This window comes from Mogibacterium pumilum, from assembly GCF_002243385.1.
In the GTDB taxonomy this organism is placed as follows: Bacteria; Bacillota; Clostridia; order Peptostreptococcales; family Anaerovoracaceae; genus Mogibacterium; species Mogibacterium pumilum.
In genome coordinates this window covers 679,699-692,265 of sequence record NZ_CP016199.1, presented here as the reverse complement: position 1 = coordinate 692,265, position 12,567 = coordinate 679,699, and the positions used below count along the sequence as shown (strand labels likewise).

General features: G+C 39.0%; 16 protein-coding genes. 5 read left to right on the top strand and 11 right to left on the bottom strand.

What is annotated here, in order from left to right; genetic code table 11:
* Positions 1-558 (top strand): PTS sugar transporter subunit IIC (locus AXF17_RS03380; protein ID WP_207651579.1); only part of this gene is annotated, 558 nt, incomplete at its 5' end.
* Between the two features lie 149 nt (positions 559-707).
* Here AXF17_RS03380 and AXF17_RS03375 read toward each other — a convergent pair.
* Positions 708-1,100 (bottom strand): EamA family transporter, encoded by a 393-nt coding sequence (locus AXF17_RS03375; protein ID WP_456299089.1) that lies wholly within the window; start codon positions 1,098-1,100, stop codon positions 708-710.
* A 14-nt stretch (positions 1,101-1,114) separates the two neighbouring features.
* Complete coding sequence (locus tag AXF17_RS03370; protein WP_094233801.1) at positions 1,115-1,627, bottom strand: EamA family transporter; 513 nt, start codon at positions 1,625-1,627, stop codon at positions 1,115-1,117.
* Between the two features lie 201 nt (positions 1,628-1,828).
* Here AXF17_RS03370 and AXF17_RS03365 point away from each other — a divergent pair, with 201 nt between their 5' ends.
* Complete coding sequence (locus tag AXF17_RS03365) at positions 1,829-2,407, top strand: PduL/EutD family phosphate acyltransferase (RefSeq protein ID WP_207651578.1); 579 nt, start codon at positions 1,829-1,831, stop codon at positions 2,405-2,407.
* Between the two features lie 42 nt (positions 2,408-2,449).
* Positions 2,450-3,112: a trimeric intracellular cation channel family protein gene (locus AXF17_RS03360; RefSeq protein ID WP_094233800.1), complete on the top strand. Its 663-nt coding sequence runs from the start codon at positions 2,450-2,452 to the stop codon at positions 3,110-3,112.
* A gap of 35 nt (positions 3,113-3,147) precedes the next feature.
* On the opposite strand, the gene AXF17_RS03355 is transcribed toward AXF17_RS03360, so the two are convergent.
* The 9 genes from AXF17_RS03355 to AXF17_RS03315 all read right to left on the bottom strand — a co-directional run bounded on the left by AXF17_RS03355 (position 3,148) and on the right by AXF17_RS03315 (position 11,143).
* Complete coding sequence (locus AXF17_RS03355; protein WP_094233799.1) at positions 3,148-3,552, bottom strand: RrF2 family transcriptional regulator; 405 nt, start codon at positions 3,550-3,552, stop codon at positions 3,148-3,150.
* An 18-nt stretch (positions 3,553-3,570) separates the two neighbouring features.
* Positions 3,571-4,905: an MATE family efflux transporter gene (locus AXF17_RS03350; protein WP_094233798.1), complete on the bottom strand. Its 1,335-nt coding sequence runs from the start codon at positions 4,903-4,905 to the stop codon at positions 3,571-3,573.
* A gap of 269 nt (positions 4,906-5,174) precedes the next feature.
* Positions 5,175-5,960: a hypothetical protein gene (locus AXF17_RS03345; RefSeq protein ID WP_094233797.1), complete on the bottom strand. Its 786-nt coding sequence runs from the start codon at positions 5,958-5,960 to the stop codon at positions 5,175-5,177.
* Positions 5,954-6,649 (bottom strand): ABC transporter ATP-binding protein, encoded by a 696-nt coding sequence (locus tag AXF17_RS03340; protein ID WP_094233796.1) that lies wholly within the window; start codon positions 6,647-6,649, stop codon positions 5,954-5,956. The genes AXF17_RS03345 and AXF17_RS03340 overlap by 7 nt, the downstream gene beginning before the upstream one ends.
* Positions 6,649-7,017, bottom strand: a complete 369-nt coding sequence (locus tag AXF17_RS03335) for a GntR family transcriptional regulator (RefSeq protein WP_094233795.1) — start codon at positions 7,015-7,017, stop codon at positions 6,649-6,651. Before AXF17_RS03335 ends, AXF17_RS03340 begins: the two co-directional genes overlap by 1 nt.
* Before the next feature lie 297 nt (positions 7,018-7,314).
* Complete coding sequence (locus tag AXF17_RS03330; protein ID WP_094233794.1) at positions 7,315-8,067, bottom strand: ABC transporter permease; 753 nt, start codon at positions 8,065-8,067, stop codon at positions 7,315-7,317.
* Positions 8,067-8,918, bottom strand: a complete 852-nt coding sequence (locus AXF17_RS03325; RefSeq protein ID WP_094233793.1) for an ATP-binding cassette domain-containing protein — start codon at positions 8,916-8,918, stop codon at positions 8,067-8,069. The genes AXF17_RS03330 and AXF17_RS03325 overlap by 1 nt, the downstream gene beginning before the upstream one ends.
* The gene (locus AXF17_RS03320) at positions 8,911-10,479 is read right to left on the bottom strand and encodes a sensor histidine kinase (protein WP_094233792.1); all 1,569 of its coding nucleotides are present in this window, start codon (positions 10,477-10,479) and stop codon (positions 8,911-8,913) included. Before AXF17_RS03320 ends, AXF17_RS03325 begins: the two co-directional genes overlap by 8 nt.
* A complete protein-coding gene (locus AXF17_RS03315) occupies positions 10,463-11,143 on the bottom strand; it encodes a response regulator transcription factor (protein WP_094234730.1) in 681 nt (226 codons plus the stop codon). Before AXF17_RS03315 ends, AXF17_RS03320 begins: the two co-directional genes overlap by 17 nt.
* Positions 11,144-11,420: 277 nt before the next feature.
* On the opposite strand from AXF17_RS03315, the gene AXF17_RS09695 reads away from it, so the two are divergent.
* Together AXF17_RS09695 and AXF17_RS03310 are read left to right on the top strand one after the other, a co-directional pair.
* The gene (locus AXF17_RS09695) at positions 11,421-11,555 is read left to right on the top strand and encodes a hypothetical protein (protein ID WP_257789614.1); all 135 of its coding nucleotides are present in this window, start codon (positions 11,421-11,423) and stop codon (positions 11,553-11,555) included.
* Positions 11,556-11,723: 168 nt separating this feature from the next.
* Positions 11,724-12,317, top strand: coding sequence for a hypothetical protein (locus tag AXF17_RS03310; protein WP_094233791.1), 594 nt, complete (start codon positions 11,724-11,726; stop codon positions 12,315-12,317).
* Positions 12,318-12,567: the final 250 nt, after the last annotated feature.

Here is a 12,567-nt window from a genome sequence, read left to right as displayed (position 1 = left end):
CTCCAGCCACTGCTGATGGGTATCATAGTGGCAGTCGTTGTTGGAATAGCACTAACTCTTCCTATTTCATCCGCAGCTATATGCGCAGCTCTCGGTCTAACAGGCCTTGCTGGTGGCGCGGCTCTTGCTGGTTGCTGCGCACAGATGGTTGGTTTCGCAGTTGCATCATACGAAGATAACGGTGTTGGCGGACTAGTATCACAGGGAATAGGCACATCGATGCTTCAGATGGGCAATATCGTCAGAAACCCTAAAATTTGGATAGCTCCTACTCTCACCTCTGCAATCACAGGTCCTATCGCAACCTGCATATTCCACCTCAAGATGAATGGTCCTGCTATCGCAAGTGGTATGGGTACATGTGGACTTGTTGGTCCTTTGGGCGTTTATTCTGGTTGGGTTGCTGATATCGCAAAGGGAGCAAAGGCAGGTATCACTTCTATGGATTGGCTTGGACTAATACTTATATCCGTTGTCCTACCAGCAGTTCTAACTATACTATTCCACAAGGCTGTTAAGCGCGCTGGCTGGGTTAAAACAGGAGATCAGAAGCTATAAGAAGCTAATCATTTTCAAAAAATCTGTAACCATTTAGATAATCTCAATAAAAAATGTGCCTGGCATAGAGTGTGATCCCCCTAATTTCACACAGTGCTCGACACATTTTTTAATATTACAATTATTAATATATTGCTATTTATTAATTTCTAACTTGCTTTGACATTTTGAATATCCTCGCTACTCTTAGCATCCTTGCTACTTTTAAATTCACCATATGAAAAGAATATTAGCCCTATCCAAATCAGTCCAAATGCCATAATTAGCACCTTATCAACAGGCTCTTTATACAAGAATATTCCCAGCATCAACGCCAATGTGGGGCTAAGGTATTCCGTTAAACCGAGTACGAACATAGATGTCCTCTGCGCAGCATAGGCGAATAGCCCAAGAGGTATGGCTGTTGCTAGTCCGCATAGAAGTAGCAGAAAGTATTGATATGACTCCCCAACACCAAGTGCTCCTACTCCATGTAATTCGAGCCATACTATTACGCATAGCATAACCGGGGCAATAAAAATAGTTTCATAAAGAAGCGATATAGCAGGAGGCTGATCTACAGTCTTTTTTTTATTGCCGAATAAATGGCAAATGTAGTCGCTAATACGAGTGCAATTCCTGGAACCTGTCCATAGTGAATCAAAATTACGATTACGCTTATAGCTGCAAATATCACAGCTATGGACTTATAAACCGTAAGCTTCTCTTTAAAGAAGATTGCACCAAATATACATACAACAAGCGGTTCTATGTAATACCCAATACTCGTCTGGATTATATGACCAGAGTTAACCGCCCAGATGCCAATGCTCCAGTTACTCGTTACAATAAGCCCTGCTACGAGAAATTTAAGCGAGGTCCGCCAATCCCTTAGCGGTGAGAAAATCCTGCTCCACGAGTATTTAAAACGCGCAGCAATTACGCAAACTACTGCAATCATTAGAACTCTATATATGATAATAGTAGATGATGGTATTGGAATTAGTGACTTCCAGTAAATTGGGAGAATACCCCATAGCCCCGCACAACCAAGTGCGGCAAAGAACCCCTTTTCATAACTTTTCTTCATAAATAATTCCCCTGTAGATAAATCTATAATATGGTGCACAATGAAATAATTTTGCTCCAAAAGGATGAAACTTCATTAACTACAAATAAAAATGTAGCAAATATTATATCATCCTTTGCAGATTGTCACAATAAATGTTATCCTTATACATCATAAATGACTATTGGTATGCAAATTCAAACGGTTGATTGGAGATTTGATATGAAACAGATAGAAGTAGATATAGAAGTTAGTGCTAGACATGTACACCTCTGTAAAAGCGATATAGAAAAACTTTTTGGCATTGGTTATGAGCTTACACCTAAGAAACAAATTATCGTAGGTTATGTTGCTGAAGAAAGACTTACACTTGTTGGTCCTAAAGGTACTCTTCGAAATGTAGCTATTCTAGGACCTGCTCGCCCAGAAACACAGGTCGAGTTAGCAGCAACCGATGCCAGAAATTTAGGTATCGAGGTACCTCTTAGACTTTCCGGCGATTTAGTAAATACCCCTGGGATTAAAATCGCAACCGAAAATGGAACCACCACTGAAATAGATCATGGATGCATAGTCGCAAAAAGGCACATCCATTTATCAAAAGAAGATGCGGAGCAGTTGCAGGTAGCTACTGGAGATGAAATATCTCTAAAAATTGATACAGGATGTGGCAGAGCATTAACCTTTGAAGAGGTGATCGTGCGCGTCGGCAATACCATGACCGTTGTTCACTTAGATACTGACGAGGGAAATGCGGCATGTACGGGAAAATCATGTAAAGGAATATGCTTTTCTAGATAAATAAAAGATGCTTTTACAGCATCGACACATAGGAGAAGGAAATTGTCATCATTATACAGTCTTGAAAATATAGTCTTCGCACTTGAAATAATCGGCACCATCGCCTTTGCCATCTCGGGAGCCACTCTCGGACTGGAAAAAGGCATGGATCTCATGGGAATCACAATACTCGGTCTTACAACCGGTGTAGGTGGTGGAATTATCAGGGATTTAATAATAGGACAGACTCCTCCTCTCACTTTTAGGGACCCGACTTATCTTGTCATATCGGTGGTGGTTTCTGTAATCGTATTCACGCCACCGGTTAGAGAGTGGATATTTTCGGACTCAATGCTATATGAATGGCTGATGCTCATCATGGATTCGGTTGGACTTGGAGTATTTACAGTACTTGGTATCAAATCAGCTTATACTGCATCTGCAATTCACGGAGTTATATTGTTCACCTTCGTCGGAATGCTCACAGGAGTTGGCGGTGGAGTTTTGCGAGATATGATGGCAGGTAATAGACCGTACATATTCGTAAAGCATTTCTATGCGAGCGCATCGCTTATCGGGGCACTGACGTGCATAGTACTCTGGGACAAGGTTGGTACGGTGCTTGCCATGGGAACCGGAGCGGGACTCATAGTATTGCTCAGACTGCTAGCAGCTCATTATCACTGGAGTTTGCCCAAAGCTAATATGCCTCGAGACAAAAAGTAAAAAATAATCGCATCAAATCGTGATGCGATTATTTTTTATTTTGCGTCAAAAAGCTCACCTAGAGAGTGTTTTTTCAAATCAGCATTTATATTTTCTTGAATACGTAATGATTCCTTTCGAAGCGCACATGTATCTCGGTCTGTATTTAAAAGGCACGAAACATCTTGCTTCAGGCACTCACATGCAAGTGAATGTGGTTCAATAGCCTGGTGCACATCATATAGGGTAATCTCTGTCAGCGGTCTGCTCAGCACATATCCACCGCTGCTCCCCCTTACTCCGTATATAATACCAGCCTTATCGAGCTTCCTCGACACTTTATAAGCGATTGCCTCTGATATGAATTCATCTGTCACGAATGAGCTTATACTCGTGGGCCTTTCTGTCGACAGATTCTTGAGAACCCTTACTGCATAGTCTGTCTCTCTATTAAAAAGCATGTCTCCTCACTTTACAATCTACATATCATCAAACGTTTCAGCTATTGCAACCCTGCGAGTCTTCTTATATAAGAGTACTGCAATTACGAGGCACATCATTTCCGATATAGCAAGTGAAAGCCATACGGTTTCCGTTTCAAATACAGCGACGATTATAGCCAGTGCCACTATCAATGTAAGTGTGCATCTCATCAGCGATATTACGACCGCAACCCTGGATCTTTCGAGCGCAGTAAGATAACCCGCGATAATGACATTCATGCTTAGCAATGGAAATGCCACAGCTACTAGCCTGAGTGCATATACGATATCCGTAGTTATTCCATCTCCCTCGCCTACAAACAGCATGGCGATATACTTTCCAAAAGCCACGATAAGCACTGCTTCTACAGTAGCTAACAATATCCCCGACTTAATCTCGTATCCAAATATGGCGTGGAATGTATCTCGCTCGTGACGGCCGTGATAGTAGCTAACTAGAGGCTGAGCCCCTTGGGCGATTCCATTTGCAAGAACCGTCGCCAGCAGGATTACATATGATAGTATCGAATAAATAATCAGTTCTCTCTCGTGCATAAACGCAACTATAAATCTGTTAAAGATAAACGTCACTATTCCAGGCGACATCTCGGTAATCCCCGATGGAATCCCGCTCATAAACTCACGCAAGATAAGTCCTCGTCTGAACTTGAACTTCGTAAAGCGGAGCGTCGCTTTTTTGCTAGCGAAGTGAATCAGGTAAATGATTATTACTACCGTTTGGGAAAACGATGTAGCCAGTCCAGCTCCAACAATTCCCCAGTTCAGTTTGAAAATCGTGTACCAGTCGAGAAAAATGTTGAGGATTACTCCGAGTAGCACATAGATAGTGGCGAGTTCTGGAAACCCGTCAGTAGCAAGAAGTAGCTCGAGGTTATACGAAATCACGAATGAAAATATGAATGGTGCTATCGTGAGAAGATAACTCCTTACATAAGGAAGCGTCGATTCAGTAGCTCCGAGCATCCTGCATAGAGGATTTAGAAAAATAAAAACTAGCGCACTGATTATTATCGACAGCAAGGTAAGTGAAACTAAGCTCTCCGTAAATACTAGGCGCGCCTCCATAGTTCGGTTCTCGCCGAGGAGACGAGCTACAATTGTCGACGTACCTACCGCAAAAGTTATTGAAATCGCAAACAGCAAGGTTATAAATGGCGTAGCAATTGAGACGGCAGCTAGAGCCGTCTCGGATACACCTCGAGCTACAAATATCCCGTCAACTATAGTGTACAGTGTAAATATCAACTGCCCTGCCATCGCGGGAATAATGTATCGCAAATATTTTTTTATCAGCGAATCATCCTTATTCAAATCTCGTCATCCTTCTGCTGCTATGAAATTTCTCTCACTAGCACATGGTCTACCTTGTCAGATTGTCACGATTAATCGCACAAACCCCTTCTTAACCAAGTGCGTTACAACTTGTAGAGTAAGTATACTCGCAATTTGAAACAACTTCAATCGGTTCATTTCTAAGGCCTCTGTACAAAACTAAAAGCCGATTTTCAGCTGCTCTGAATTCGGCTTTTTTCACTATAGTTTGATTGTTAGTTTTGAATTATAGTCAGTTAACTATTCAACTACTCGAGGTTTAATCTGTTCTTCATCAGGTAATTAGATGCAAGGAAGTAAATCGCAAATTCTACGGCCTGCATAATTATAAGTATCACCATTCCATATTCCACAATTCTAATCTTATTCCCATACATAGTCACGTTTAGCGCAAATTTACCACTCAAATTTCCAATTATTAGCATTGTGGCATATATTTCTACTACTGTAAAAAGAATGAAGAACACTCCCTGTAGTAAAGTTTTAAATCTGTTGAACTGCACACTTATATTAATGCATGTTAATAACTTAAGAACAAATCTTCCAATATAAATAATTCCAAGGATTACTATTTCTAAAAGAAAGAATACCAACTTTCTTGCCTCCGCTGGCTGTTCATTAATAAAGATTTTTATCTGATGGTAAACACCTAAACTATCTTCAGTCAAGGTCATAATCATCATAACTACAAATCCAAACAACAGTACAAGTAACATCCAAATAGTAACCGTAATCACCTTGCTCCAGATGTGAGTACTCGTCTTTATCGGCAACGAAAGGGTAAAATAACCTTCAGCGCCGTAGAAATTTTTGTAGAATCTACGATCTATAATTACAACCATAGTCATCACGAGTGCAGCGATAAAAGATATGGTCCACGATACAATAAATACGGTTTCTATTAATTCTGGTACATTAAATATTCCCTTAGACAGAATGCTAACCAATACAGTTAGTGACATCCATACCAAATACAAAACTCCAAGGTCGTGTACTAACGATTTGAACTCATATTTTATTAATTTACCTAGCATTTGAACACCTCTCTAAAAAGCTTATCTATACTCTGTCCCTTCTTCTCACGTAAATTATCCGCAGTCTCGTGAACCACTACCTCACCATCCTTGATGAATATTACATCATCGAGCACCGACTCAACATCGGCGATGAGGTGTGTAGAAATTACCACTACCGCCTCAGGATTATAGTTCGTGATAATCGTTCTCAAGATATAGTCTCTAGTCGCCGGATCAACACCAGCGATAGGTTCGTCAAGCAGATACACCTCGGCATTACGAGCCATAGTGAGGATGAGCTGAACCTTTTCCTTCGTACCCTTTGACATCGCTTTAAGCTTAAGATCCTTCTCGATACCAAGGTCATTAAGCATCGAGAGTGCTTTGAGTTTGTCGAAATCAGCAAAGAAATCATGATATAGTCTAACTAGACCACCAGCCGTCATATATGCAGGATATGTCATCTTGTCAGGAAGGTAAGATAACTTTGCCTTCGTTTTCTCACTAGGCTTCTCCCCTTCTATCATCACCTCGCCAGCATCAGCTGTGAGAAGCCCCATGATTATCTTGATAAGTGTCGTCTTACCTGAGCCATTTGGTCCCATAAGTCCAACAATTTGTCCTTTTTCTATATTTAAGTCTACGCCCGATAGTGCGAGCTTTGAGCCATATGCTTTGCTCAAATCCTTTATCTCTATTATGCTCATTACTTCTCCTTTCCCACGCAGCTTGAAATTGCCTCCATAATCTCTGTATCATTCATCCCAATATTACGAAGCTTCTCAATCATCTCGTTTATATATGCACTCGATAAGCTCTTGTATATTTCTTTCAAAACCTTTTCATCCTCCGTCACAAATCTTCCGTTAGTCCTCTCCGTACGAACTAGTCCGCTTCGTTCGAGTTCTGTTAGTGCTCGCTGAACTGTATTTGGATTGACGCAAGCTTGAGCTGCGATATCTCTAACGGATGGCAGCTTCTGTCCCGGCAAATAATCATGCCTGGCAATCCGCACGGTCAACTCGTTAACTATCTGTGAGTATATCGGGATGCTATCGATGAATTTCCATTCCATTCTAATCTCCTTTCTAAATATATATCAAATTCACATTTTTATACTTGTCATAAAATACGTGAAAATAAATCGATGTGTTATTGTATTAAGTCACTAATACAATAACACATCGGTACATTTAATCAAGCTGGATTTTATGAAAATTTTCTTAATATTTATAGAAGGATATAATAAATAGCAGCCAAAGGGTCACAATAACTGCTTACCTTTGGCCGCATTTATACAAGTAAAAACGGAATTTATCATCTTATTATGATTTAAATTATAATCAAATTACTCACTATATCTATCCGCTCCCTAATTTTTTCTTCCTCTCACTTTGAATGCAATAAGCATAACTGCAGCACTTAATGCTGACATGAAGAGCATGGATTGCACAAGTGGTCCAAAATTATATTCCTTTCCCATCCAGAAATTTATGTAATCATTACCAAGCTGAGTAGTAGGTAATAGGTCTGATATCCATTTAAGTGACTTTGGCAAATCTGATACAGAGACACCCATATATCCACTCAGAATCATCATTGCGAAATATAGAGCCATTACTACTCCGTATGTAGGTCCAAACTTTCTTATTAGTGTCGCTATTCCATGAGCTAATGCCATAAAAATTCCAGAAAGAAGGTATATTCCCAGTATCCAAACTACTCCACCTGAAAATGTTGGCTTCTTTATATCTAGGAAGGGAACTGTTCCTACAAGATATATTGCGATACACAATGTCAGAAATATTAAGTTAGCAACCATCTTGTTGATCAGAATATCCTTCTCTGAAAATCCAAATAACAGAATTCTTTCAGGCACATTCTTATCGAGTTCATTTGAATATGTGGCAGCATGACTCAAGAAAATACTTGCTAAAGGAATAAGTAGTGCCATCCCGATGAACATTGTAGTTATAACCTCAGGTTTAATATTCTCCGGCACATCCTTAAGTGTCCCCTTACTTAACAAGTGAAGTAATAAAACAGGAAAAACCGAACCAAAGAAAATTGCATATCCGTTATATAATGTATTCAAAAATTCATATTTAATAGTATATTTATTCATCACTTCTCCCCCGCATTTATTGTCATCATTTCTATATCACTATTACTTCTTCTATAATTAATTTGACTTTTGATTAATTTCTGCGTAACCTCAAGCTCTTCGTCCTCATTCGAGCATGATACCGCTATAGTTCCCTCCGGAGATAAAATTCGTTTATGTTCCTTTGCTAGTTTCTCAGTTTTGTCAGAATCTTCAAATATCAATACAGCATTTCCGCAGTACTTTCTAAAAAGTTCTTCTTTAGATCCGTAATCTACAACTCTTCCATCTTTCAAATACAATATTTTTGTTGTCAAATTATCCAATTCCGTATAGTAATGTGATGTGATAAGTAAAGTGGTGTGTTTATCCTTATACCACTCTACGAGCTTGTCCATTAATCGCCCGCGCGTTTCAAAATCAAGTCCCGAGGTTACCTCATCAAACATTACAATATCGCTGTCTTTGCACATCACTAATATAAGTGTCAATCTCTGTTTTTGTCCTCCGGAGAGATGCTTCCATCTCTTTTTTAAGCATTCCTCAAATTCAAAGAACTTAATCATCTCAACGAGCTTTGGATTATCACTTATTTTACATCCCATAATCATTTCTATAATGACTCTGATTGGAACAGTTTCTATATACGAGTTCTGCTGCATATGAACTGCGATTTCATTTGATGGAATCCCTAATGATATTTTACCCTTATGTGGAACAAGTCCGAGTATACTTTTAAGCAAGGTGGTTTTACCTGCCCCGTTACTTCCTATAATTCCAACCCTTTCACCATCTGCAATCTCTATTACTCTTCCGAGGTCGACAGCCACCTTGTCTTTAAAACTAACCTTAACATTATCTAATCTAATCATCTCTACCTCTTTTCTGCAAAATAAAGTTAACACCATTCTGTAAGTTTTCACCCTTGAGCTCAAGTTCCTGCTTTCCAGCAAAGTACTTTGCTATGTATAAACCTAATCCATGACCTTTTTTTTGACCCATTTCTTCATCATCAAGGCCGGTTACGAACGGTTCAAAAATATTATCAATAATATCTTTATCAATATGTCCAGGACTATTAAACACGCTAATCTTTGTTTCTTCTATAGTGATTTTTACATGTCCTGCTTCTTTAGTATGGTCTATCCCATTGGTTATTAAATTCTCCAATATTTTTTTGAGCATCATAGAGTTGCTTTGCCAGTAAACAGTTTTTTTAGGCACTACAACCTGTAAACCAATCCCTTTAGCATCAGCATTAATATGAATTTTTCCGATAATTTCTCGACATAAACTTTCCACATCAATCTGTTCCCTCTCTTTGCTGTCAACCATACCATTGATATTCGAAGCTTCATCAATTATACTCATCATTTCCTTCAGCTGTGATTTAACTTCCGGTAAATATTGATCCCTATCTCCAAACTTACCAATGTTGCCTATCATTCCATCCACAAGAAGGAGCGATGCTGTAATAGGTGTTTTCAGCTGATGTGATGTGGCGCGCATATATACTTCTTTTCGCTTATTCTCCTCTTCAAGATTGCTAACTGCTTGAGCCTGTTTCTCATATAGAAGGTTTAAAGCTACAGTTAAATCTGAAATCTCATCTTTGCCCGAAACCTCCAGTGGTTCCAGCCCTTTGGCAGAGTCGTTCATCCTTCTCTCGGCATCCATAGATAATTTTTTTATCGGTTCCACTATTTTTTTGGAATATAATGCCGAAACACCGAAAGCCAATATAACCATCAGTAACACAAGCATTGGTGTTGCCCCATACAAAACCGGCAAAATGTCCTTTGCTGTAGGTGTCACTACACTGTTGACCATTATCAGCGTATTATTATCTTGCTTTGCCAGTCCTACAAAGCAAGTGTAACTAGTTCCAGAATAACGGCTTTGTACAGTGAATTCCCCAATTCCTACATCTCCGCTATAATAGTGAATCTTATAACCTTTAGTTTTAAAATTAGATGAATTCCCTTTACCTTTAATCTCTACATTAAAATTTTTCTTAATTTCATCTGTATTTTCAGAAATAATAGAATCAATCGCAGGTTTATACTCTTTGAATAATGCTTTGCTTTTTTCTGCATCATCCATATCAAGAGTTCTGAGTTTGTCCATTAGCTCTCTTGCAGAAGGACTGATAACCTCAATCTTACCGTCAAAACCAACACCGGTAATCTTGATTGTATAACCCTGCTTAGGAATAATTACTCCTATAGTATTTGAATCACCCATTTGTACATTTTTTAGAGACTCATGCTCTTTAAAATACTGCATTGCAGTCCTAGAACTCTCCAGATTCTGTTTTTCTTTGTAGTCCGTATACATTGCAGGCATTAAAAATATCATGTAGGAAAATATTACTATCCCAACAATCAATGCTATTACCACGCTGTACAAAAATGTTTTACTTCCTAATTTCATCTTCTTTTCTCCATCTGTACCCCAAACCTATAACAGTTTCTATATAATCAAATGGTAATTTCTTCCTAAGGTTTTTAACATGAGCATCAATAATCCTGTCGTTCGCCACGTAGTCTTCATCGAATATCATATTGATTAGCTGATCCCTGCTAAACACTCTTCCAGGACTGTCTCTAAGCGTCTTCATGAGCACAAATTCGCTGACTGTCAGCTTTAAATTCCGCTTATCATAATAAGCTCTAAGTTCATCTTCATCGACTACAAAGCCATGCTCAATCTGAGCTGCGGCTTTCTTGCCTGTCCTACGGAGAACCGCTTCAATCCTCTTGATTAGAATTATCGGAGAAGCTGGCTTAGTTATGTAATCATCAGCGAGATAGTTAAAAGCCTCGAGCTGCGTATTAATATCATCGTACGCCGTAAGCATTATCGTGCCAGTATCCTCACCGCGTTCTTTTTTTATAGTCTGCAGCACTTCTAGTCCAGTCGCCCCCGGCACCCTGATATCAAGGATTGCAAGATCAAACGGCTTACCCTCTTCAATCAGTTTTATCGCCTCGTCGCCTCTCTCGCAAGGAATAACCTCATGCCCTGCTACAACCATGTACTCGGAGAGGACTTCTCGAATCATTTTTTCATCTTCTAGGAAAAGTATCGTTGCCATGTTGTGCGCACCCTTTCTATCTTCTGACACCACCTTACTATCACGGTGTGAATCTGGTATGAATTTGCTTTGCATATTATCGTCTACATTTAATTCTTTACACTAATTATTGTAGTTTATTCTTCTAGCAAAATATAGGCAAATTAAAACCTCTTTTGACAGAATTATCTGTTCCTTATAGAATATGTGGCATAGATGTATAGAAATAATTCAACTCGAATGCCTAGTGGAGCAAAATTTATAAGTATGATAAAATGAAGGTATAAAGGTGCAGACTATGAGTGGATTTTTTTCTAAGATGAAAAACAATTTCTTTGCAGATGACGAGGACAAGAATATACCTGCTCAGCCAATTGCAAATGGTGTTGATTTTCGTCGTGACTTAACTGAACGGGGAGATACCACTTTATAATTTATATTTACATATGACGAATATACCATATGCTCTCAATACTATGTAGTGGGTGATCATTCGTACATGTTAATCAACGATACCATTATTTCAAATATTACTGATTCTTTCACAGCAGTAAAAAGTATATTAAGCTCATATTCATAGGAATAATTTAGGAGAAGTGATATGAAAAGAAATGCGAAAAAGATAGCAGTTATAGCGTTAATGGCAATGCTAGTTATGACCTTCTCTGCAGGGTGTGGATCAAAAAAAACAGGTGATTCAAGTAAAAATCATGTAACTCAAGATACAGAAAAGAAGCTAAAGCATGGAACAAAGGCAGGAGAAACTTTTAAGTTAAAGAAGGGTAGCTTTGTAATTCCTAAGGGATGGAAGCTTCACAAGGGGGATTCCACAGATGAAAAACCATTCTTCGTTCCAGAAAACTATAGTGACGGAGGTAACCCGGATAACATCTCCGTGCAATATGATACAAATCCTTATTCTAAAGATGATGTCGATAGCTTCTCGCATGCAATACTTGTACAGTTAAGTGAGCAGCTATCAGGATACAATGCTAGTGAGGTGCACGCTTCGGGATTTACATCAAAGCAGGGCTATCCCGTTTTAAAATATACGTTTACGGTAGAAGGTGATAGCATTGTGCAATATTACATAATAGGTGACCACGGACATATCTTTATTTATGAGAGCAACTATTCAGGTAATAATGAATCATTTAAGGCATCTCAGAGCATAATTGATTCGTTTAAGTGGTAGTGATGATTTCTAATATATCACGTTTACTATCTTACTTAACATAAATGTATTTTTGCAATAGGGTAGAGCGAGGGCGTTAGCCCTCAACCCTCCCGTTGCACCGTACGTACGGGTCTCGTATACGGCGCTACATCAACATAGAATCAAGCGTTAATTCAGATAATACGCCAAAGGGTCGACCAATCCCGGTCGGCTCTTTGTCTTTTTGCCAAGTATCGTTGGATTGAGCAGGAAATTAATATCCCGAATA

Coding starts and splice junctions, on each gene's coding strand:
- AXF17_RS03370 (WP_094233801.1), bottom strand. CDS start 1,627: ATGAAGAAAAGTTATGAAAAGGGGTTCTTTGCCGCACTTGGTTGTGCG.
- AXF17_RS03365 (WP_207651578.1), top strand. CDS start 1,829: ATGAAACAGATAGAAGTAGATATAGAAGTTAGTGCTAGACATGTACAC.
- AXF17_RS03355 (WP_094233799.1), bottom strand. CDS start 3,552: ATGCTTTTTAATAGAGAGACAGACTATGCAGTAAGGGTTCTCAAGAAT.
- AXF17_RS03345 (WP_094233797.1), bottom strand. CDS start 5,960: ATGCTAGGTAAATTAATAAAATATGAGTTCAAATCGTTAGTACACGAC.
- AXF17_RS03340 (WP_094233796.1), bottom strand. CDS start 6,649: ATGAGCATAATAGAGATAAAGGATTTGAGCAAAGCATATGGCTCAAAG.
- AXF17_RS03335 (WP_094233795.1), bottom strand. CDS start 7,017: ATGGAATGGAAATTCATCGATAGCATCCCGATATACTCACAGATAGTT.
- AXF17_RS03330 (WP_094233794.1), bottom strand. CDS start 8,067: ATGAATAAATATACTATTAAATATGAATTTTTGAATACATTATATAAC.
- AXF17_RS03325 (WP_094233793.1), bottom strand. CDS start 8,918: ATGATTAGATTAGATAATGTTAAGGTTAGTTTTAAAGACAAGGTGGCT.
- AXF17_RS03320 (WP_094233792.1), bottom strand. CDS start 10,479: ATGAAATTAGGAAGTAAAACATTTTTGTACAGCGTGGTAATAGCATTG.
- AXF17_RS03315 (WP_094234730.1), bottom strand. CDS start 11,143: ATGGCAACGATACTTTTCCTAGAAGATGAAAAAATGATTCGAGAAGTC.
- AXF17_RS09695 (WP_257789614.1), top strand. CDS start 11,421: ATGAGTGGATTTTTTTCTAAGATGAAAAACAATTTCTTTGCAGATGAC.
- AXF17_RS03310 (WP_094233791.1), top strand. CDS start 11,724: ATGAAAAGAAATGCGAAAAAGATAGCAGTTATAGCGTTAATGGCAATG.